The 16,578-nt window shown below is 43.5% G+C and carries 13 protein-coding genes; 9 read left to right on the forward strand and 4 right to left on the reverse strand.

What is annotated here, in order from left to right; genetic code table 11:
- Positions 1-46 precede the first annotated feature (46 nt).
- The 4 genes from H6849_04515 to H6849_04530 form a co-directional block, all read right to left on the reverse strand.
- Positions 47-1,174 (reverse strand): glycosyltransferase family 4 protein, encoded by a 1,128-nt coding sequence (locus tag H6849_04515; protein ID USO01325.1) that lies wholly within the window; start codon positions 1,172-1,174, stop codon positions 47-49.
- A gap of 58 nt (positions 1,175-1,232) precedes the next feature.
- On the reverse strand, positions 1,233-2,336 hold the full coding sequence (locus H6849_04520; protein ID USO01326.1) for a 6-phosphofructokinase: 1,104 nt from the start codon (positions 2,334-2,336) through the stop codon (positions 1,233-1,235).
- A gap of 71 nt (positions 2,337-2,407) precedes the next feature.
- Complete coding sequence (dnaE, locus tag H6849_04525; protein ID USO01327.1) at positions 2,408-5,890, reverse strand: DNA polymerase III subunit alpha; 3,483 nt, start codon at positions 5,888-5,890, stop codon at positions 2,408-2,410.
- An 81-nt stretch (positions 5,891-5,971) separates the two neighbouring features.
- A complete protein-coding gene (locus tag H6849_04530) occupies positions 5,972-6,592 on the reverse strand; it encodes a hypothetical protein (GenBank protein ID USO01328.1) in 621 nt (206 codons plus the stop codon).
- Positions 6,593-6,768: 176 nt separating this feature from the next.
- Between H6849_04530 and H6849_04535 the strand changes: the two genes are divergently transcribed.
- The 9 genes from H6849_04535 to H6849_04575 all read left to right on the forward strand — a co-directional run bounded on the left by H6849_04535 (position 6,769) and on the right by H6849_04575 (position 16,561).
- Entirely contained in the window at positions 6,769-7,152 is a 384-nt protein-coding gene (locus H6849_04535; protein USO01329.1) for a hypothetical protein, read from the forward strand.
- A 153-nt stretch (positions 7,153-7,305) separates the two neighbouring features.
- Positions 7,306-7,857 carry a YdcF family protein gene (locus tag H6849_04540; protein USO01330.1) on the forward strand — a complete coding sequence of 184 codons (552 nt, stop codon included), beginning with the start codon at positions 7,306-7,308 and terminating at the stop codon, positions 7,855-7,857.
- A gap of 65 nt (positions 7,858-7,922) precedes the next feature.
- Positions 7,923-8,585, forward strand: coding sequence for a 1-acyl-sn-glycerol-3-phosphate acyltransferase (locus H6849_04545; protein ID USO01331.1), 663 nt, complete (start codon positions 7,923-7,925; stop codon positions 8,583-8,585).
- Entirely contained in the window at positions 8,582-9,568 is a 987-nt protein-coding gene (locus H6849_04550) for a hypothetical protein (GenBank protein USO01332.1), read from the forward strand. Before H6849_04545 ends, H6849_04550 begins: the two co-directional genes overlap by 4 nt.
- Positions 9,569-9,590: 22 nt before the next feature.
- A complete protein-coding gene (locus tag H6849_04555; GenBank protein USO01333.1) occupies positions 9,591-10,841 on the forward strand; it encodes an MFS transporter in 1,251 nt (416 codons plus the stop codon).
- Between the two features lie 54 nt (positions 10,842-10,895).
- On the forward strand, positions 10,896-11,357 hold the full coding sequence (gene dut, locus H6849_04560; protein USO01334.1) for a dUTP diphosphatase: 462 nt from the start codon (positions 10,896-10,898) through the stop codon (positions 11,355-11,357).
- A 25-nt stretch (positions 11,358-11,382) separates the two neighbouring features.
- Positions 11,383-14,172 (forward strand): DNA polymerase I, encoded by a 2,790-nt coding sequence (polA, locus tag H6849_04565; GenBank protein ID USO01335.1) that lies wholly within the window; start codon positions 11,383-11,385, stop codon positions 14,170-14,172.
- Positions 14,173-14,233: 61 nt separating this feature from the next.
- The gene (locus H6849_04570) at positions 14,234-14,752 is read left to right on the forward strand and encodes a copper chaperone PCu(A)C (GenBank protein ID USO01336.1); all 519 of its coding nucleotides are present in this window, start codon (positions 14,234-14,236) and stop codon (positions 14,750-14,752) included.
- A complete protein-coding gene (locus H6849_04575; protein ID USO01337.1) occupies positions 14,753-16,561 on the forward strand; it encodes a DNA primase in 1,809 nt (602 codons plus the stop codon).
- Positions 16,562-16,578: the final 17 nt, after the last annotated feature.

Here is a 16,578-nt window from a genome sequence, read left to right on the forward strand (position 1 = left end):
ATTAATAGCACATCGTGTAAACCATGTGAATTTAAAATATTGAGTGCTACGGTGAATCAACCAGTGCTTTACCAGTAAGCACCTTGTGAATCAGTGCTTCCCATTGTTGAACAACGACATCAGGTCTAAACGCACCCAGTGCATAATACGCACCCAGGGCAAGACATTGACGTTTCTCGTGATCTTGCGCCAAGGCTATGATAGCTGCGGTTAGCTGTTCCTGGGAGTTTACTTCAACCAAGATACCCGTTTTTTCATGAACCACGAGATCTGTATTGCCTGAACATTTGGAGGCAATCACGGGAACCCCAGCGGCCATTGCTTCGGCCAGCGCATTGGGAAAACCTTCATACGCCGATGGGAAAATGAAAAGATCTGCCTTGCGCATGTATCTTTTGACCTGGGATACAGCTCCGGGAAGATGTACGCGCGTCGTAAGATTGTGCGCTGCGATGATGCTTTCAAGATTTTTGCGCTCTGCCCCCTCTCCATAAAGTGTAAGCGTAAGGGTAGGATGCGTTTTTGCCACAGCCGCAAAGGCATGTATGAGAAGTCCGTGGTTTTTACTTGGCACTAATCGCCCTACAGAAATAATTTTTTGACAAGTACGCACCTCAAAAAGAGGAGGACTATCCTGTGGAACCGGATTAGGAATCACAACCACTTTTTCACAAGGAAGCCATTGAAAATAGGTACGCGCTCCTTGCGTTTGCGTAACAACATAATGTGCCCAATGATAGGTAATTTGACGCATAATCTTCATAAAACAAGGAATAACATGCGTAAAAGGATCAGATCGTTCGGCTACCAACACGGGAATCCCCAAACCCACGGATGCTAAAAGGGTTGTTATATTGGTGATATCGACAAACGCAACCACTACGCCTGACTTGTGGTGCTTGAGTGTCCGCCGCAACATCCACAAACGCTGAATAATAGAATAGAAACGCCTAACAATTCCCGCACCGGCTGTTAGAACATTAAGGTATGTAACATCAACGCCTGGCTTTATAGGAAAATACGAGCCACGCTCTGATGAGTCCAGGGTTATAATGCTAACATCATAGCCACGCTCGACTAAAGAATTCGCCAAAAATGTCAACACACGCTCAGCACCTCCCATTTGCAGGGCGTGGATAACAAACGTAATTTTTTGCGAAGATTTTGTGCTCATAGCAAGCTATACATTAATACACGGTCTCCTGAATACATAATATCCTGGCTCTCATCATTCATCGTTCTTGTGCAGTTGATTCGATGGTTGTACCACAGTAAATGCCAAGAGAATTCGCCGCACGAAGTTCCAACGTTGTGGGGAGAACACGTTTAATCTGACCTGTGATACTTGTAAAGTCTTTGACATCAACGCTGTATCCATTCCACGAAACAAACACATTTTTTTGGTGCACACAAAGTGACTTTACCGCTTGCGTGCCAAAGGATGCAGCAAGTACGGAATCAAAAGCATTCGGTGCCCCTCCTCGTTGGATGTGTCCTAAGACACAGTGGCGGGTATTAATTCCCGTGCAGGCATGAATATAATGGGCGAATTTTTCTCCACTGCCGCCAAAACGCGCCTGCCCGTCCGGTGTATTAATAGATGAAACCTCTCCCGCAGGCAGTTTAGCCGACTCACTGACCACCACGACAGCATATTTTTGTGCTGCATAAATCGTTCGGATGTGCGTAATGAAGTCGTTCGCATCATAGGGAATTTCGGGTAAAAGAATGGCATCGGCTCCAGCAGCCAGCCCCGCATGTAGGGGTAAAAAACCAGCCTCACGCCCCATAGTTTCAACAACGATAATACGTTGGTGTGTTTCTGCGGTATCTGCAACCTTCATCAGCGCATCTGCGGCATTGGAAACAGCCGATTGGAAACCCAAAGCATAAACTGTTCCGGGGACGTCATTATCGATTGTTTTGGGAATGCCGACAAACGGCACATCCGTGTGCTGAAGAATACCCGATATAATCGCAAAGCTTCCATCTCCCCCCGTTGCAATCAGTCCATCAATACCAAGAACTTTGAGTGAAGAGACCACGCGTTCTGCTATCTCTTGTTCTGTAAGTGCATCCAAAGGGGCATATATCTTACGGATAAAACCACCAAGGCGCGATCCCCCTCGTTGGATCATTTGTGCAGAAGCATACGATGCATCAAGAGCCAATGCCTGAGGATGATCCTGAATAAGGCCAGGGATTCCATGGGGCAATCCTATCACATCAATATTCTTCTGGGCGGCCGACTGTACTACTGTACGAATGAGGGCATTCAAGCCAGGGCAATCTCCTCCACTTGTAATCAGACCAATACGCTTGATGGTGGATTTCATTGATTACCCCTGCCTCTTTCGTTTTTTTTCTAATCTACACTTTCTATCCAAATCCGCAAATGAAATGCAAGTTAAGTTGCGGTTGTTTCTGATACTTCATGGCGAGCGAGACTACTAAGAGCATTCGTGTCTAATGTATATCCCCCAGGAAGCTGAACGACAGTGATGTGATCTCCGGCAAAAACATGGATGATAATCTGCGTTTTTCCTGCCTTACACCCGGAAAGAGTAGCGCTAATATGCAAAAGGCTTTCCCTATGGGAACATCGCAACGTAAGCACCTCTCGTGTGGACTGAAATAAGCTCTCAAACGGGCGAATCCCTTTTGTAGTAAGGCGTATTTGCTCATCAATCACTGATGCAGTTACATCAACTACAAATATATGACCGGGGATCAGGTCTTCTCGAATAGCTTCGAGATTTTCCGCAAATAAAGTAGTCTCAAAACTCCCCGATTCATCGGAAAACTGAGTAAATGCAAAACGATTACCACGCTTGGATAAGCGCTCTTTTTTGCCTGATAAAACCCCTGCTAGACGGAAAGATCCTTCTTTTTGAAGAGCCATTTTCGTGACAAGCATCGCATACGTAATGACCCCATGTTTTTTCAGTTCTCCTGCAAATTCTTCAAGAGGATGGCTAGAAAGATAAAACCCAAGGGCTATCATTTCATGCTTAAGTTTCTCCGCGTTTGACCAGCTGGGATAAGACACAAGCTGTAATGTGGATTGAGAAACACCCCTACCCTCAAATAAGGCCTGTTGAGGGCTTTCACGGAACTGTGTTTCTGCTTGAATGTGCGCGAGGAGACGATCAGCGTTCATGATCAGCTCATGTCGGTTGGGATGTAAACTATCAAAACCCCCAGCAAGAATAAGGCTCTCTAACTGGCGCTTGTTGATTTGTCGCGCATCAACGCGTGCGCAAAAATCTGCTAAAGACTTGTATTTCCCATTTTTACGGCGTTCACTAACAAGCGCCTGCATGGCAGAAGCGCCAACATTTTTCACTGCCGCTAACGCATAGCGAACATATGTGGGGTTCTCCTTTGTGTCCCCACCCACACCAAAGTGTACATAAGACGTGTTTACGTCAGGGCATGAAAGACCAACACCCAACCGCGAAAGCTCCTGACGGTAATTGGCAAGCTTATCCGTATTGTGCATATCATGGGTCATGGTTGCTGCCATAAACTCAACCGGATAATTAGCCTTCATATAAGCTGTTTGATAAGCAATAAGGGCATAAGCAGTAGCATGTGACTTATTAAATCCATAACCAGCAAATTTTGCCACCTGATCAAAAATTGCAGAAGATTGTGCTTGAGGAACACCATTGTTTTTTGCCCCATCTACAAATAACTGACGCTGGGTATCCATTTCGGACTTGATTTTTTTCCCCATCGCACGACGCAACAAATCTGCCCCTCCTAAGGTATATCCAGAAAGTACCTTAGCAATTTCCATTACTTGTTCCTGATAGATAATAACCCCAAATGTTTCTTTCAGAATATGAGACAGCATAGGGTGTAAATAATCAGGTTTTTCTCTCCCATGTTTACACGCTACGTACTTGGGAATATTATCCATTGGTCCGGGGCGATACAAAGAAATAATCGCGATAATATCTTCAATGCGATCAGGCTTTACCTGCCCTAATGTTTCGCGCATTCCTGCACCTTCTAGCTGAAAAACGCCAATTGTTTCCATGGCTTGAAGGAGTTTATACGTACGTGTGTCATCCAGGGGCAAGTGTTCAAGATCGACCGTCATCCCTCGAAAAGCAACTAGACCTACAGACTCTTTAAGAACTGTAAGTGTTTTTAATCCTAAGAAGTCAAACTTCAATAGTCCTATTGATTCCACATCTTTCATACTAAATTGGGTAGCAGGTGTACCTGTTTTGGGATCGTAGTAGATTCCCACAACTTCATCCAAGGGCTTTCCTCCAATCACAACACCGGCTGCATGGGTGGAGGCATGACGGTAGAGTCCCTCAAGTTGTTGGCCAATTTTCATTAGTTGCCCAACAGTTTCGTCATTTTCAATTTCTTCGCGAAGCTTTGGTTCTTGGGCAATTGCTTCTTTAAGCGTAACAGGTTGTGCTGGATTGTTCGGGATTAATTTGCTTAAGCGATCTACCTGACCATAAGGCATCTGCAAAACACGCCCTACATCACGCACAACAGCTCTGGCTTGCAACTTACCAAACGTGATGATTTGCGCCACACGATCGGAACCATATTTTTGTCTCACGTAGTTAATGACTTCATCCCGACGTTCTTGGCAAAAGTCAATATCAAAGTCCGGCAGCGAAACGCGCTCGGGATTCAAAAAACGTTCAAAAAGAAGAGAAAAGCGAATAGGATCTGGATCAGTAATGGTTAGTGCCCATGCAACCACAGACCCTGCTCCGGATCCACGACCCGGTCCAACAGGAATTCCTTGTGTTTTTGCCCATGTAATAAAATCAGCAACAATCAAAAAATAACCAGGAAACCCCATAGTATTAATTACGTTCAATTCAAACAAAAGTCTGTCTTCGTAAAGTTTGCGCCGTTCTGATTGTTCAGACCCAGTCATATGTGAGGTAAAAACCTGCTGCTTTAAGCGAATATCCAGTCCTTTTAGCGCTTGCTGACGCAGCTCCTCCTGTTCAGAGCGCTCACAGGGAAATGGAGGTAACATTGGATCGTGCGGCATAACAGCAAATCCGCATCGCTTAGCGATTGTAATAGTGTGTGTGATTGCCTCTGGAAGATCTGCAAAAAGCGCAGCCATTTCTGACGCTGATTTAAGGGAAAATGAAGGATGGGATGTGCGCCGATCCCGTTCACTAACATAGCGCCCGTCAGCAATACAAAGCAAAGCATCGTGGGCTTCTTGCTGATTGGGATTGATAAAAAACGACTCATTCGTTGCCACAAGAGGAATGGCAAGTTCACCAGCAAGATTCAAAAGTGAAGGCTCTGATATTGTTTCATACTCAAAACCATGCCGCTCAATGTTTATGTATATATTATCATCATAAATACTAAGAAGTTTTTCTCCCAATATTCTTAGGTAAGCACTTGTTTGACTCTGGGTTGCTTCATTAAGAATTCCCCCATCTCCGCTTGGAAGAACGATCAGGCCTTCTGCATGTGTTACAAGGTCATCAAGAAGTAAAGTGCCCTCTTGTGTTTCATAGTTACGTCTATAATGAAGGCTAGAAAGTTTCGTTAAATTTCGATAGCCTGCCTCATTTTTACAGAGAAAAAATACATGGCCATTAAGAGTCCGCGAGGGAGGCGTTAATGTTCCGGCCGGGATGTGTAATGGTAACTTGCATCCAATGATGGGTTGAATGCCTTTTTTGATGGCTTTTTGCGAAAACTGGAAAACTCCAAAAAGGTTTCCAGTGTCTCCCAAACCCACTGCCGGCATAGCATTCGTGACACACCAGTCAATAAGGTCACTCGGATGAATAGCACCTTCTGCTAAGGAAAATGAACTGTGAACCATAAGGTGAATGAATGGTTGGGGGGACGCATTGGCATGGCCAAGAGGGAGCATTGGTTGTTGTTCTCCTAAAATGAAGCATATGTGATCTACATGAAAGCACATAACAATAAAACCCACTAACACAAATGGGTATCAAAAAAAATTGAAAATCTTTGTTTTCCCCCTAACAATCAAAGAAGCAAAGTACTTCCCCGTTTGTTTTTTTATTTTACCTAACGCGAGAGCATAACCCAAATTTTTAGAAACCTCCTGGGCGATTTCTTGATCATTGCGCATCCCTTTCATCCAGGCATATGTTGTAGCCCCCAGAACAGAGGCTAAAACTCCTCGTTTTGTATAGTAATTCATGTCTGTACTGCGATCGCCACAAAAGCGCCAGAAAGAATCCGTAGTTTGGTTTAAGATACGCATACTCTGGATAACATTTTGTGGGCGGGAAAGATCACGATAGGTCTCCTCAAAGCACTTAGGGTGGGAGCTCATGAGCATATAGCGGGAACATAACAACTTTTCCATAGTTGCTGTAATTCCCCAAGCCTCCTCCCCACGCGCCTTAGCAATCGTGTGAGTACAATGACTATCCAGGGTAGAGAAAAAAATAGCTTGTAATTTATGAATATCACCCCCGCTGATTATCTGCAGGTGGTCTGCAAGATCCCAGGCATTTTGGGACTCGCAGTGTGCCGTTATTGCCTCTATGTTCCAACCTGTTTGAGGAATGATCGTAACAAGGGACCAGGTTTCTTTACGCATATCCATCGTTTTTCAAAAAATCTCTTTTTGACCTAGCCTAGTCTTCCTAGTGTTTAGGTGCAAGACAATCTTTCTCAACGTTTTCTCAAGTATTATCTGATCATATGACCATCTTTTAACGTTTTGCTAGCTAAATTCTATTATTCTGAAGTAAGAGTTAATTAATTTTTTTATGAATGCGGATATATACCATTTTCTTGGGCTTTGGTTTAGCCACATCTTTGCTCGAAACCTGTAAGGCTTCTAGGCAGGCTTTATCAGACGATGAGCAGCAATCTTTGACTACAGCAAGAACGGGAAGCCTTTCTTCCGATGATCTGATCTGGTTTTCACGCGCATTGATCGATGCTCTGCTTAGTCGTGAGTCTAAGAATATTAATCTTGATGCTTCTTTACGCTCTTGTTCTTCTGGATGCACGAAAGGATACAGCTCTGCTGCAATGGTTATTGCTGGCTTAAATCTTGACGAAGCAAGGCATACACCGGATGGCTTGGTTGAGGTTCCCGAGTATCAGTCGTCTAAATCACATCATATTTCAGTGTTGTGGCCGTCTTCGTGATGCATGGGGTAATACATGGGTTTCTGAGGCTTAAAAAAAAATCTTCTTTTTGATCATATTTTTTTCACGTACAGTTGGCGCATGGGAAAACCTATATCAGGCGCGATGAGCAGGCTAAATGTGCTTAAGTTTATTATAAAAACTTTTATACTAATGGGGGTAATCCTCTTTATCGGGGGATTTGCCTGGTTCGCACATCATGTCCAAACCCCAGGGAAATACGACAATCAACATACAGAAGCCTTGGTGGTTCTCACAGGGGGTGCCGATCGTATTGAGATTGGATTTGGTCTTTTACGTGCAAAGTATGGGGAGAAGCTTTTTATTTCGGGAGTTTACCAACAGCTTGATGTCAAAAGACTCTTGCGTAGTCGGGCACAAAATGCGGATATTTACACCCGTGTTTTTGTTGGATTGAATGCGGAAAATACACGACAAAATGCGGAGGAAACATATGTGTGGTTGAGGCAAAACAACATTCGTTCACTTCGTCTTATTACGGCGGGCTATCACATGCCCCGTAGCCTTATTGAATTTCAACGTGTGCTACCTTCAGCCTATCGGATAATTCCCCATAATGTTGTTCCAAGAGCCATGCACGGAAAACATGTTTGGTCGCGAGGCATTTTTCGTCTTCTCATGCGCGAATATTTAAAGTATCTTGTGGTTCGATTTTTACCAGAAAAGCCTTCATTCGCCTTCTAATGACATTTTTTCGTGTTTTTCGATCAATTATTTTTGATTTTACCCTATATTCGGTAAGCCTCAGTATGTTACTCATACTCACGCCTCTCTTACTTTTTCCGATGCGTTATATCTCCTTTGTTCCCGCTTTGTGTGCGGATATTTTTCATATCATATGTAAGTATGTGATGGGATTAGACTATAAAATTCTGGGTCAAGAAAATATCGCAAATAAACCCTGCATTTACGCTATCAAGCATGAGTCAGCATGGGATACTATGATTTTCCCTCGAATTATTTCCTTTCCTGCCATTGTTACCAAGCGTGAGCTAATCTTTTTTCCCATTTTGGGGTTGTATATACGACGCTTTAAAGCAATTCTTATTAATCGAAAAAAAAAGCATAATATTATAGGGTCTTTTATTGCACAAGCCAATGAACGCTTACACGAGGGACGTCCTGTTATTATTTTTCCCGAGGGAACACGAGTAAATCACGGTGACTCTCCCGCGCTTCAATCAGGTGTGTGGCTCCTCTATGCACGCTTGAAATATCCTGTAATACCTGTAACATTGGATTCGGGAAGATACTGGGGCCGACGCGCTATTATCAAGAAACCTGGTTGTATTTCAGTCATCTTTCAAGACCCTATTCAACCGGGGATGACAAAAGAGTCATTTCTTGCAACGCTTCACTCCGCTATTAACGCACAGAATAGTCCCTTAACTGCTAGGAAGAAATACGAATGATAAAAAAAATTCTTTACGTGCTTGGCCTCGTGGCTGTCATTTACGGTTTTGGACATGTGTATTTTACCCAAAAAACCCCTGCAATTGTAACACTTGCTCTTATGAAGGGAAAAAAAAGAGGTCTTCGCGTAAGCATGGGCGATACCCACGTGGGACACTATCTTTTCCGTCCATATGTGACAGTTTCCCACTTAGCTTTAACGCCAAAATCCGCGAAGCTTCCAAACTTTTCGCTTGTTGCTTCTCAGCCCACGCGCTTTATGTTGAACTGGTGGAAGGGGCAAAATGTCACAGTTACCAATCCAGAAAAGGTTGTTTGTGAGATAATGACCCCCGGGCTGAAAACTAAAGCCCAGCTTCAAAACTCGCGTGTGACTCTTTCTCGCGTTGACCATGATCCTCTCGTTGATCGTTTTTTTGCTGAGCGCTTAAAGCTTGAGTTTCTAAGCACTAAAAGCCTCTATGCGTATACAGCTTACAATGTACGGGCCCGCCGCCGCAGTGAGTCCGGGATGACATCACGTGTGCATTTTTCCGCAGACAAGCTGTTTCTTTCGGGGAATCAAAATCATGATATAGATACTATTGAAGGCACTTTTGTTCTTCCCTATAACGAGGCACTGAATGCCTTTATGCATGAGACAATCACTATCCCAACACTTACAGTGCGCTGGAAAGCCTCAGAGTTAGCTGCTTCTGCGCGCATTCTTTTGGATAAAAGCGGCAATAGATATATCCAAGCAAATATATCTATTGAATCTTTTTCTAAGGCATTAGATTGCTTGCACGATCATCCTAACATTAGCCAGGGTACGCTTAATGCCTGGGCTGCTGCTGTAAAAATTCTTGCAATCACAATTCCAGGTAAAACTCTTTCATTCACGGTTACATCAAACGGCATTTATTTGCTTGGAAAGCTCTTGTTTTCCTTTACGCCTGGCCATGGTAAAAGCCCTTTTTCTGAGTTAAAAGGTGCCCTATAAAAAGAAAAACAGATCTCCAAACATGTCACTGAACGCAGTACAGGCAAAAGCCGTCACACACCCTAAGAACGTCCGTCTTCAGCTATGGGGTGTTTCCTTGATGGCTTTTTTGTGGACTATGTCATCGTTTATGGTTTTTTCAATTCTCCCGATGTTTCTAACGGATGAACTTGGAGCAAATCTACGTCAGGTTGGTAACCTTGAGGGTATTGCAAGTTTTACCGCATTTTTTATGAAGTTTTTTTCAGGGATTGTTTCTGATATTTTCCGATCCCGTATTGGCATTCTTGCTATGGGAACTGCCCTAACGTCTGCGGCAAAGTTATTATTTGCCTGCGCCACAGGGATAGGTGGGGTTTTTATGGCACGTTTTATTGATCGCTTAAGTAAAGGAATACGGGCGGCACCTGCCGATGCCATTATTGCAGATCTTTCCTCACAACCGATGCGCGGTCAAAGTTACGGACTACGCCAGTCGTTAATGAGCCTGGGTGCTGTATGTGGGGCGGTTATAGCTTCTTCTATGCTTGCACATACGAGTAACAATTATCGCCTAATCTTTGCATGTGCTACACTTCCTGCTGCTCTTTCTTTAGTCGTTTTATTCACTATGGTGCGCACCCCCTCGCCTAACAGCGCTTTGGTAAATAAGTCCCAATCTAAACCATTTGCGTTTACCTCTTTTTTTACAATGCCAACCCTTTATTGGGTTACACTGGCACTTCTAAATATTTTGATGTTCGCCCGTTTTAGTGAAAGCTTTGTTTTGTATCGTGCCCGCGACATTGGGTGGACCAAAAATTGGCTTCCTTACATATTTGGCATTATCAACTGTGTGCATGCGGTTTGTGCTTATCCTGCAGGCATTCTTGCTGATCGTATTGGAAAAATACGTATGGCCATTATGGGTTTAATAGTCCTGATAACAGCCAATCTTATCATTATTTATGCAAATACTCCTGAGTCTATGGGGATTGGTATTATGCTGATTGGTGTTGAAATGGCGATGACTCACAGTACATTGAAAGCTACTATTTCTGATCTTCTTCCGGCACATGCCCGCGGTACTGGTTTTTCATTAATTGCTTTAAGTACAGGACTAACCCTTTATGCGAGCAATGCCTTGGCAGGTGAATGTGCCCATAGCTATGGAACTTTTGCACCGTTTGTTGTCGGAACATTTGCTGCGAGTATTGCTATTATTGGATTTTTAATCCTCCATCGTTTTCAGCTAAAAAAGGGAAACCTTCCATCAGAACGAATCAAGGGTTGATTTGCCGCTAGACTGGAGTAAAACAGGAGGAAGATTCATGAAAGAAAAAACGGTATGTCAACATCTGTAACCATTGAAAAATTGGAACATGGCCGAAACCTCCCGCTGCCTTCTTATGCAACACCGCAAAGTGCCGGTATGGATTTATTTGCTGCAATTGAAGTTCCTATTGTAATTGCTACTGGAAAATCAGCCGTGATTCCTGCAGGATTTTGTATGGCACTTCCGCCAGGCTATGAAGCACAAATACGCTCGCGTTCAGGATTAGCCGCACGCAACGGCGTGGTTGTTCTGAATAGTCCAGGAACAATCGATGCAGATTATCGCGGTGAAATCAAGGTTATTCTCATCAATCATGGTGATGCTACCTTTATAGTCGAGCATGGAATGCGTATAGCACAAATGATTGTTTCCCCTCACGCAAGCGTGAACTGGCACCTCCAGGACTCTCTTGAAAATGATACAGAAAGGGGATCTGCTGGTTTTGGCTCAACAGGCCTTCGTATTACCGGTTAGATCTGTAATCACTAGGATATCTGCTATGTCATCCACAGGAAAAAGGCTTATCCTCATTGATGGTTCAGGATTCATTTTTCGGGCTTTTTACGCACTTCCTCCTATGACACGCTCTGATGGAACTCCCGTTAATGCTGTTTATGGTTTTTGTAATATGCTGTTGCGGGTGTTGCTTGATAACAAAGATGCAGATATTGCTGTAATTTTTGACGCAAAGCGTAAAAATTTTCGCCACGATATCTACCCTGACTACAAAGGGCATCGCCCTGCCCCTCCTGAAGCTCTCATTCCTCAGTTTTCACTCATCCATGAGGCCTGCCATGCTTTTAATGTTACAGAGGTTCGCATTGAAGGCTATGAAGCCGATGATGTCATTGCAACCTATGCGCGCCTTGCAGTAGCTCAGAATCGCCCGACATGCATTATCAGCGGAGACAAAGACTTGATGCAGCTCATTCAGCCCGGCATTGATCTTTTTGATCCTTTGAAAAACAAACGTATTGATAATAATGCCGTTGAGGAAAAATTTGGTGTTAGTCCCGATAAAGTTATTGATGTACAAGCTTTGTGTGGGGATGCATCTGATAATATTCCTGGTGTTCCAGGTATTGGGCCTAAAACTGCGGCAGAGCTTATCATACGGTTTGGTACTTTAGAAAATCTTCTTGCAAACATTGATCAAATTGCCCAACCCAAAAGACGGGAAGCATTGGCGAATAATACCGACAAAGCCCATATATCAAAACAGTTAGTAACATTGGTGGATGATGTGCCGGTGACAGACTCCCTTGCCAATTTTGTTTGGAAAGCCCCTGAGGCGAATACATTGCGTTTGTTTTTAGAAAATCACTCCTTTAAAACACTGATAAAACGTGTGGAGAATGAGGGGTGGTTGAAAGATGCCTCTCCTTCTCTTTTTTTAGATGATACTGATGGTACCTCTTTACACCCTGACAGACCTTCCGTTTCTGCTCCAGCAACGCGAACATACTTTCCAATTACAAACCTTGAGGATCTATACACCCTTCGTGATAAGATTTATGCATATGGGATTGTGGCCCTAAATACAGAGACAACATCCCGTGATGCAATGCAAGCATCGCTCATTGGCCTGTCATTTTCCGTTACGTCTGATACAGCCTACTATATTGATGTTGCCACTTCCTCTCCTGTGCCTACTGGGGATCTTTTTAATCACGTTAGCCTTGAGAAAAATACACATGGCCTTTCGCTCCAGGATATTTTTTCATGTTTAAAGCCCATGTTTGCTGATTCAAGTATTATAAAAATTGGTCACAATATTAAATATGACTTGCTTGTTTTGCTGCGTCATGACGTCGTGCTGAAAAATGTGCATGATACCATGGTGATGTCTTATGTTCTCAATGGTGGCAAACCTAATCACAATATGGATGACATTACCCAAGGACACTTACAAAAAAAAGCGCTCTTGTTTAAGGAGGCACTCGCCTTGGTGAAGGGTGCCAAAACTTTTGCGGACATTCCTTTTGATAAACGTGTGCATTATGCGTGCGAAGAGGCCAACATTACCTTGCAGCTGTATCATTCTTTACTTACAGAACTTATTGAAGCAAGTATGCTGAATTTTTATTACCGGATTGAGCGCCCGCTCATTCCGGTATTGCTTGCGATGGAATATAAGGGCATTACCTGCGACGCACTTATTTTAAATAGCATGAGTCGTTTACTTGAAAAGCAAATAGCAGAAACAGAAACAGAAATTTTTACGTTATCTGGAATGGAATTTAATGTCGGATCTCCTAAACAGGTTGGTGAGATTCTTTTTGATAAACTTGCTTTGCCTTCTCCGCAGAAAGGTAAAGTGACGACAGACGCAGCAACGCTTGAAGACTTGGCGGCTCAAGGTATTACAATCGCAGAAAAAATTCTCCATTGGAGACAAGTATCAAAACTCAAATCGACATATACCGATGCACTTCCCAACCAGATTAATCCACACACGGGTCGCGTGCATACGTCTTTTTCTATGAACATCACATCTACAGGGCGCCTGTCGTCATCGGATCCAAATCTTCAAAACATTCCCGTGCGCACCCAAGAGGGGCGAAAAATTCGTCAAGCTTTTGTGGCCGCCCCAGGAATGTCTTTAATTTCCTTAGATTACTCACAGATTGAGTTACGGCTTCTTGCACACATGGCCAAAATCAGAACCCTCTGTGATGCCTTTAACCAGGGACAGGATATTCACGCACTAACTGCCTCCATGGTTCTGGATATTCCCTTGACAGCGGTTACGAAGGAGCTTCGTTCACAAGCAAAAGCTATAAACTTTGGTATTATTTATGGCATTAGCGCCTTTGGGCTTGCACGACAACTCAAAATTTCTCGTCATGAAGCCCAAGCATACATCGATGCTTACTTCGCCCGTTATCCGGGTATTCAGGGTTATATGGATACAATGATTGGTTGCGCACGTACAAAAGGATACGTCACTACTCTTTTTGGACGACGCTGTTATACACCTTCTATTGCAAGCAAAAACCATTCTTTGCGAGGATTTGCTGAACGTCAGGCAATTAATGCTCCCCTTCAAGGAAGTAATGCTGACATCATTAAGCTTGCTATGATTCGTATTCACGCGCTTTTACAGCATGAATATCCAAATTCCCATACTCTTTTGCAAGTGCATGATGAACTGATTATTGAGGCACCAGAATCGCTTGCCCAGGATGTGGCAATCCGCTGTCAGCAGGTCATGGCTTCTGTTGTCAAGCTTTCTGTCCCATTAGTCGTTGATTATGGTATTGGCCAAAATTGGTGTGATATTCACTAACAAATCTTGCAAAAAGACACTAAGTACGATATGCTTAACCTACATTTTTAGGGTAATTGCTATGAAATTGCGATTCATATTTTCTATTATTTTTTGTTTGGGAACAGTACCTGCATACGCTGAAGCGTCACCCGTAGGGCCATCATCTCCTGATTCTGACAAACCGGATGCATCGACAGCTATGCATGGCACGAATGTGAGAAAAGTTCTATGCCCCAATGGCGTTGCTGTCAGTAATTTTTGGGCAAGGGCTTCAACAGGTGAGACTTCTGCTGCTTATATGCGCATTAAGGGTGCTAAAACAGGGGCCTACATTACACATGTGATCACACCCGTTGCAAAGACTGTGGAAATTCGGGAAAATACAACTAATGGCGTGACGCTACAAATGCGAAAAATTGGCGACTTTCATATTCCTGCGGGCAAAGAAATTGTTTTTCAACCTGGTGACAAACACCTGCTTCTTCTCGGTTTGAAGAAAAAATTGCAAGATCGTCATATGGTTCCGCTTACGTTACTGTTTGACGATCAAAGTCGTTGTACGGTATATCTTCCTGTAGAGCTCCGTCAACCTTTCTAAATGGATAGCAGCAAGCCTGATTTACGCGCCTTTATTGACGAGATTAATCAGCGTGTGCTTTTATCCGCAATTGTTGGCGAAAAAGTCAAGTTGCGTAAAAAGGGGCATGAATTTCAAGGACTTTGTCCCTTTCATAACGAAAAATCCCCCTCATTTTCTGTTAACGACAGCAAGGGATTTTATCACTGCTTTGGCTGTGGGGCGCATGGTGACGCACTGGGATTTATCAAAGAAACACAACGCCTTTCATTTATGGAATCTCTTGCGCTTTATGCACAACGTGCAGGACTTTCTGTGCCACCCATGATGCAAGCAGATATACCTGGGGAAAAGCGTGGTCTAAAAGATCGCTTGCGTTCCCTTAACGTGGCAGCAGCCCGATTATTTAGAGATCACTTGCGCGGTGCTCAGGGCATTGAGGCACGTAACTACCTTAATCAACGAGGGATTTCTGACACAAGTATTAAACGTTTTGGGTTAGGTGTTACCCCGGTCCATGGTGAGCTTGCGGACTGTTTAGCTAATCTAGGTTTTTCCACCGAAGAGTGTGTCGAGGCCGGCTTGTTCATTTCACCTCAGGACACTATACGGGCGCCCTATCCTCGCTTTCGATCACGCTTAATGTTTCCGATTTTTGACAATCAAGGGCGTGTCATTGGTTTTGGTGGACGAACCCTGCGTGACGATTCTGCAAAATACATCAACTGCCCAGAAACCCCCTTATTCCTCAAGGGGTTGAACCTTTATGGGATGAACTTTGCTCTGAAGGCCCCCCAAAAATCGCGCCGAATACTTGTCGCTGAGGGATATTTTGACGTGATTCAATTGCATCAACATGGGTTTTGCGAAAGTGTTGCCCCCATGGGAACGGCTATTACAGAGGATCAGTTACATCTTCTGTGGGGACGATGGGAAGAAATTGTTGTTTGTATGGATGGTGATAAAGCTGGTGTAATGGCTGCCAATCGTACGGTTGAAAAGGCACTTCCTTATTTAAATGCACACAGACGGTTGCATGTCATGTTGTTGGATACCGGTGACGATCCCGATACATTTTTGCGCAAAAATGGCTCTGAATCTTTTCGCGAACGTTATGGAAATGCTCTTCCCGTTAGCCAGTTTTTATGGGACTTGCACACAAAAAACAGCCCCTCTCCCACACCTGAACAGCTGTCCTCACTACGGACAAAACTTGCGGGATATGCCCATAATATTCGCGATAATGTTACCCGAGAGGAATTCAGTCATTATTTTAAAACCATGTTTTCTGAACACTTTCGTGTCCCAGTAAGAAATTTCTCTCGTCACGTTACCACTATTCCTAAGAAAATTCCGAAAATGCTTATTAACAGGCTATATGTTCAAGAGTGTTTATTACTGCGTATTGTAATGTTACGTCCTGATATTCTGGAGAGTGTACACAAACAACTTATAGAAATGCCTATTCATAATGAACAAATCATTGGTTTTCGCGATACATTGATTGATTACTATGAGGCACATGATGATCTTTCTGTATTAGGTGACTACCTTGAACACTGCCGCGACCGTCCCTTGTGGTCTTCAATTTATGATGAATCTTTAAGTGTTCATCACCGTTTCATTCATTCTGACACACCGTTAGAAAAACTTTATACGGGGTGGTTAGAGTTATTTGCACTTTACAAAAATTTGCATAGTCTCCAAGCTGACTTGAAAATTGCCCTAAATGACCTACATAACACGATGGATCCGAAGGCATGGGAGCGTGTAAAAATGCTACAAGAAATGGCTGAAGGATTGCGCATTGATGGATCATCAGATATATAAGTACCTGTAAGCTTGGA

Source organism: Alphaproteobacteria bacterium (genome assembly GCA_023898725.1).
GTDB lineage: Bacteria > Pseudomonadota > Alphaproteobacteria > JAUHZC01 > JAUHZC01.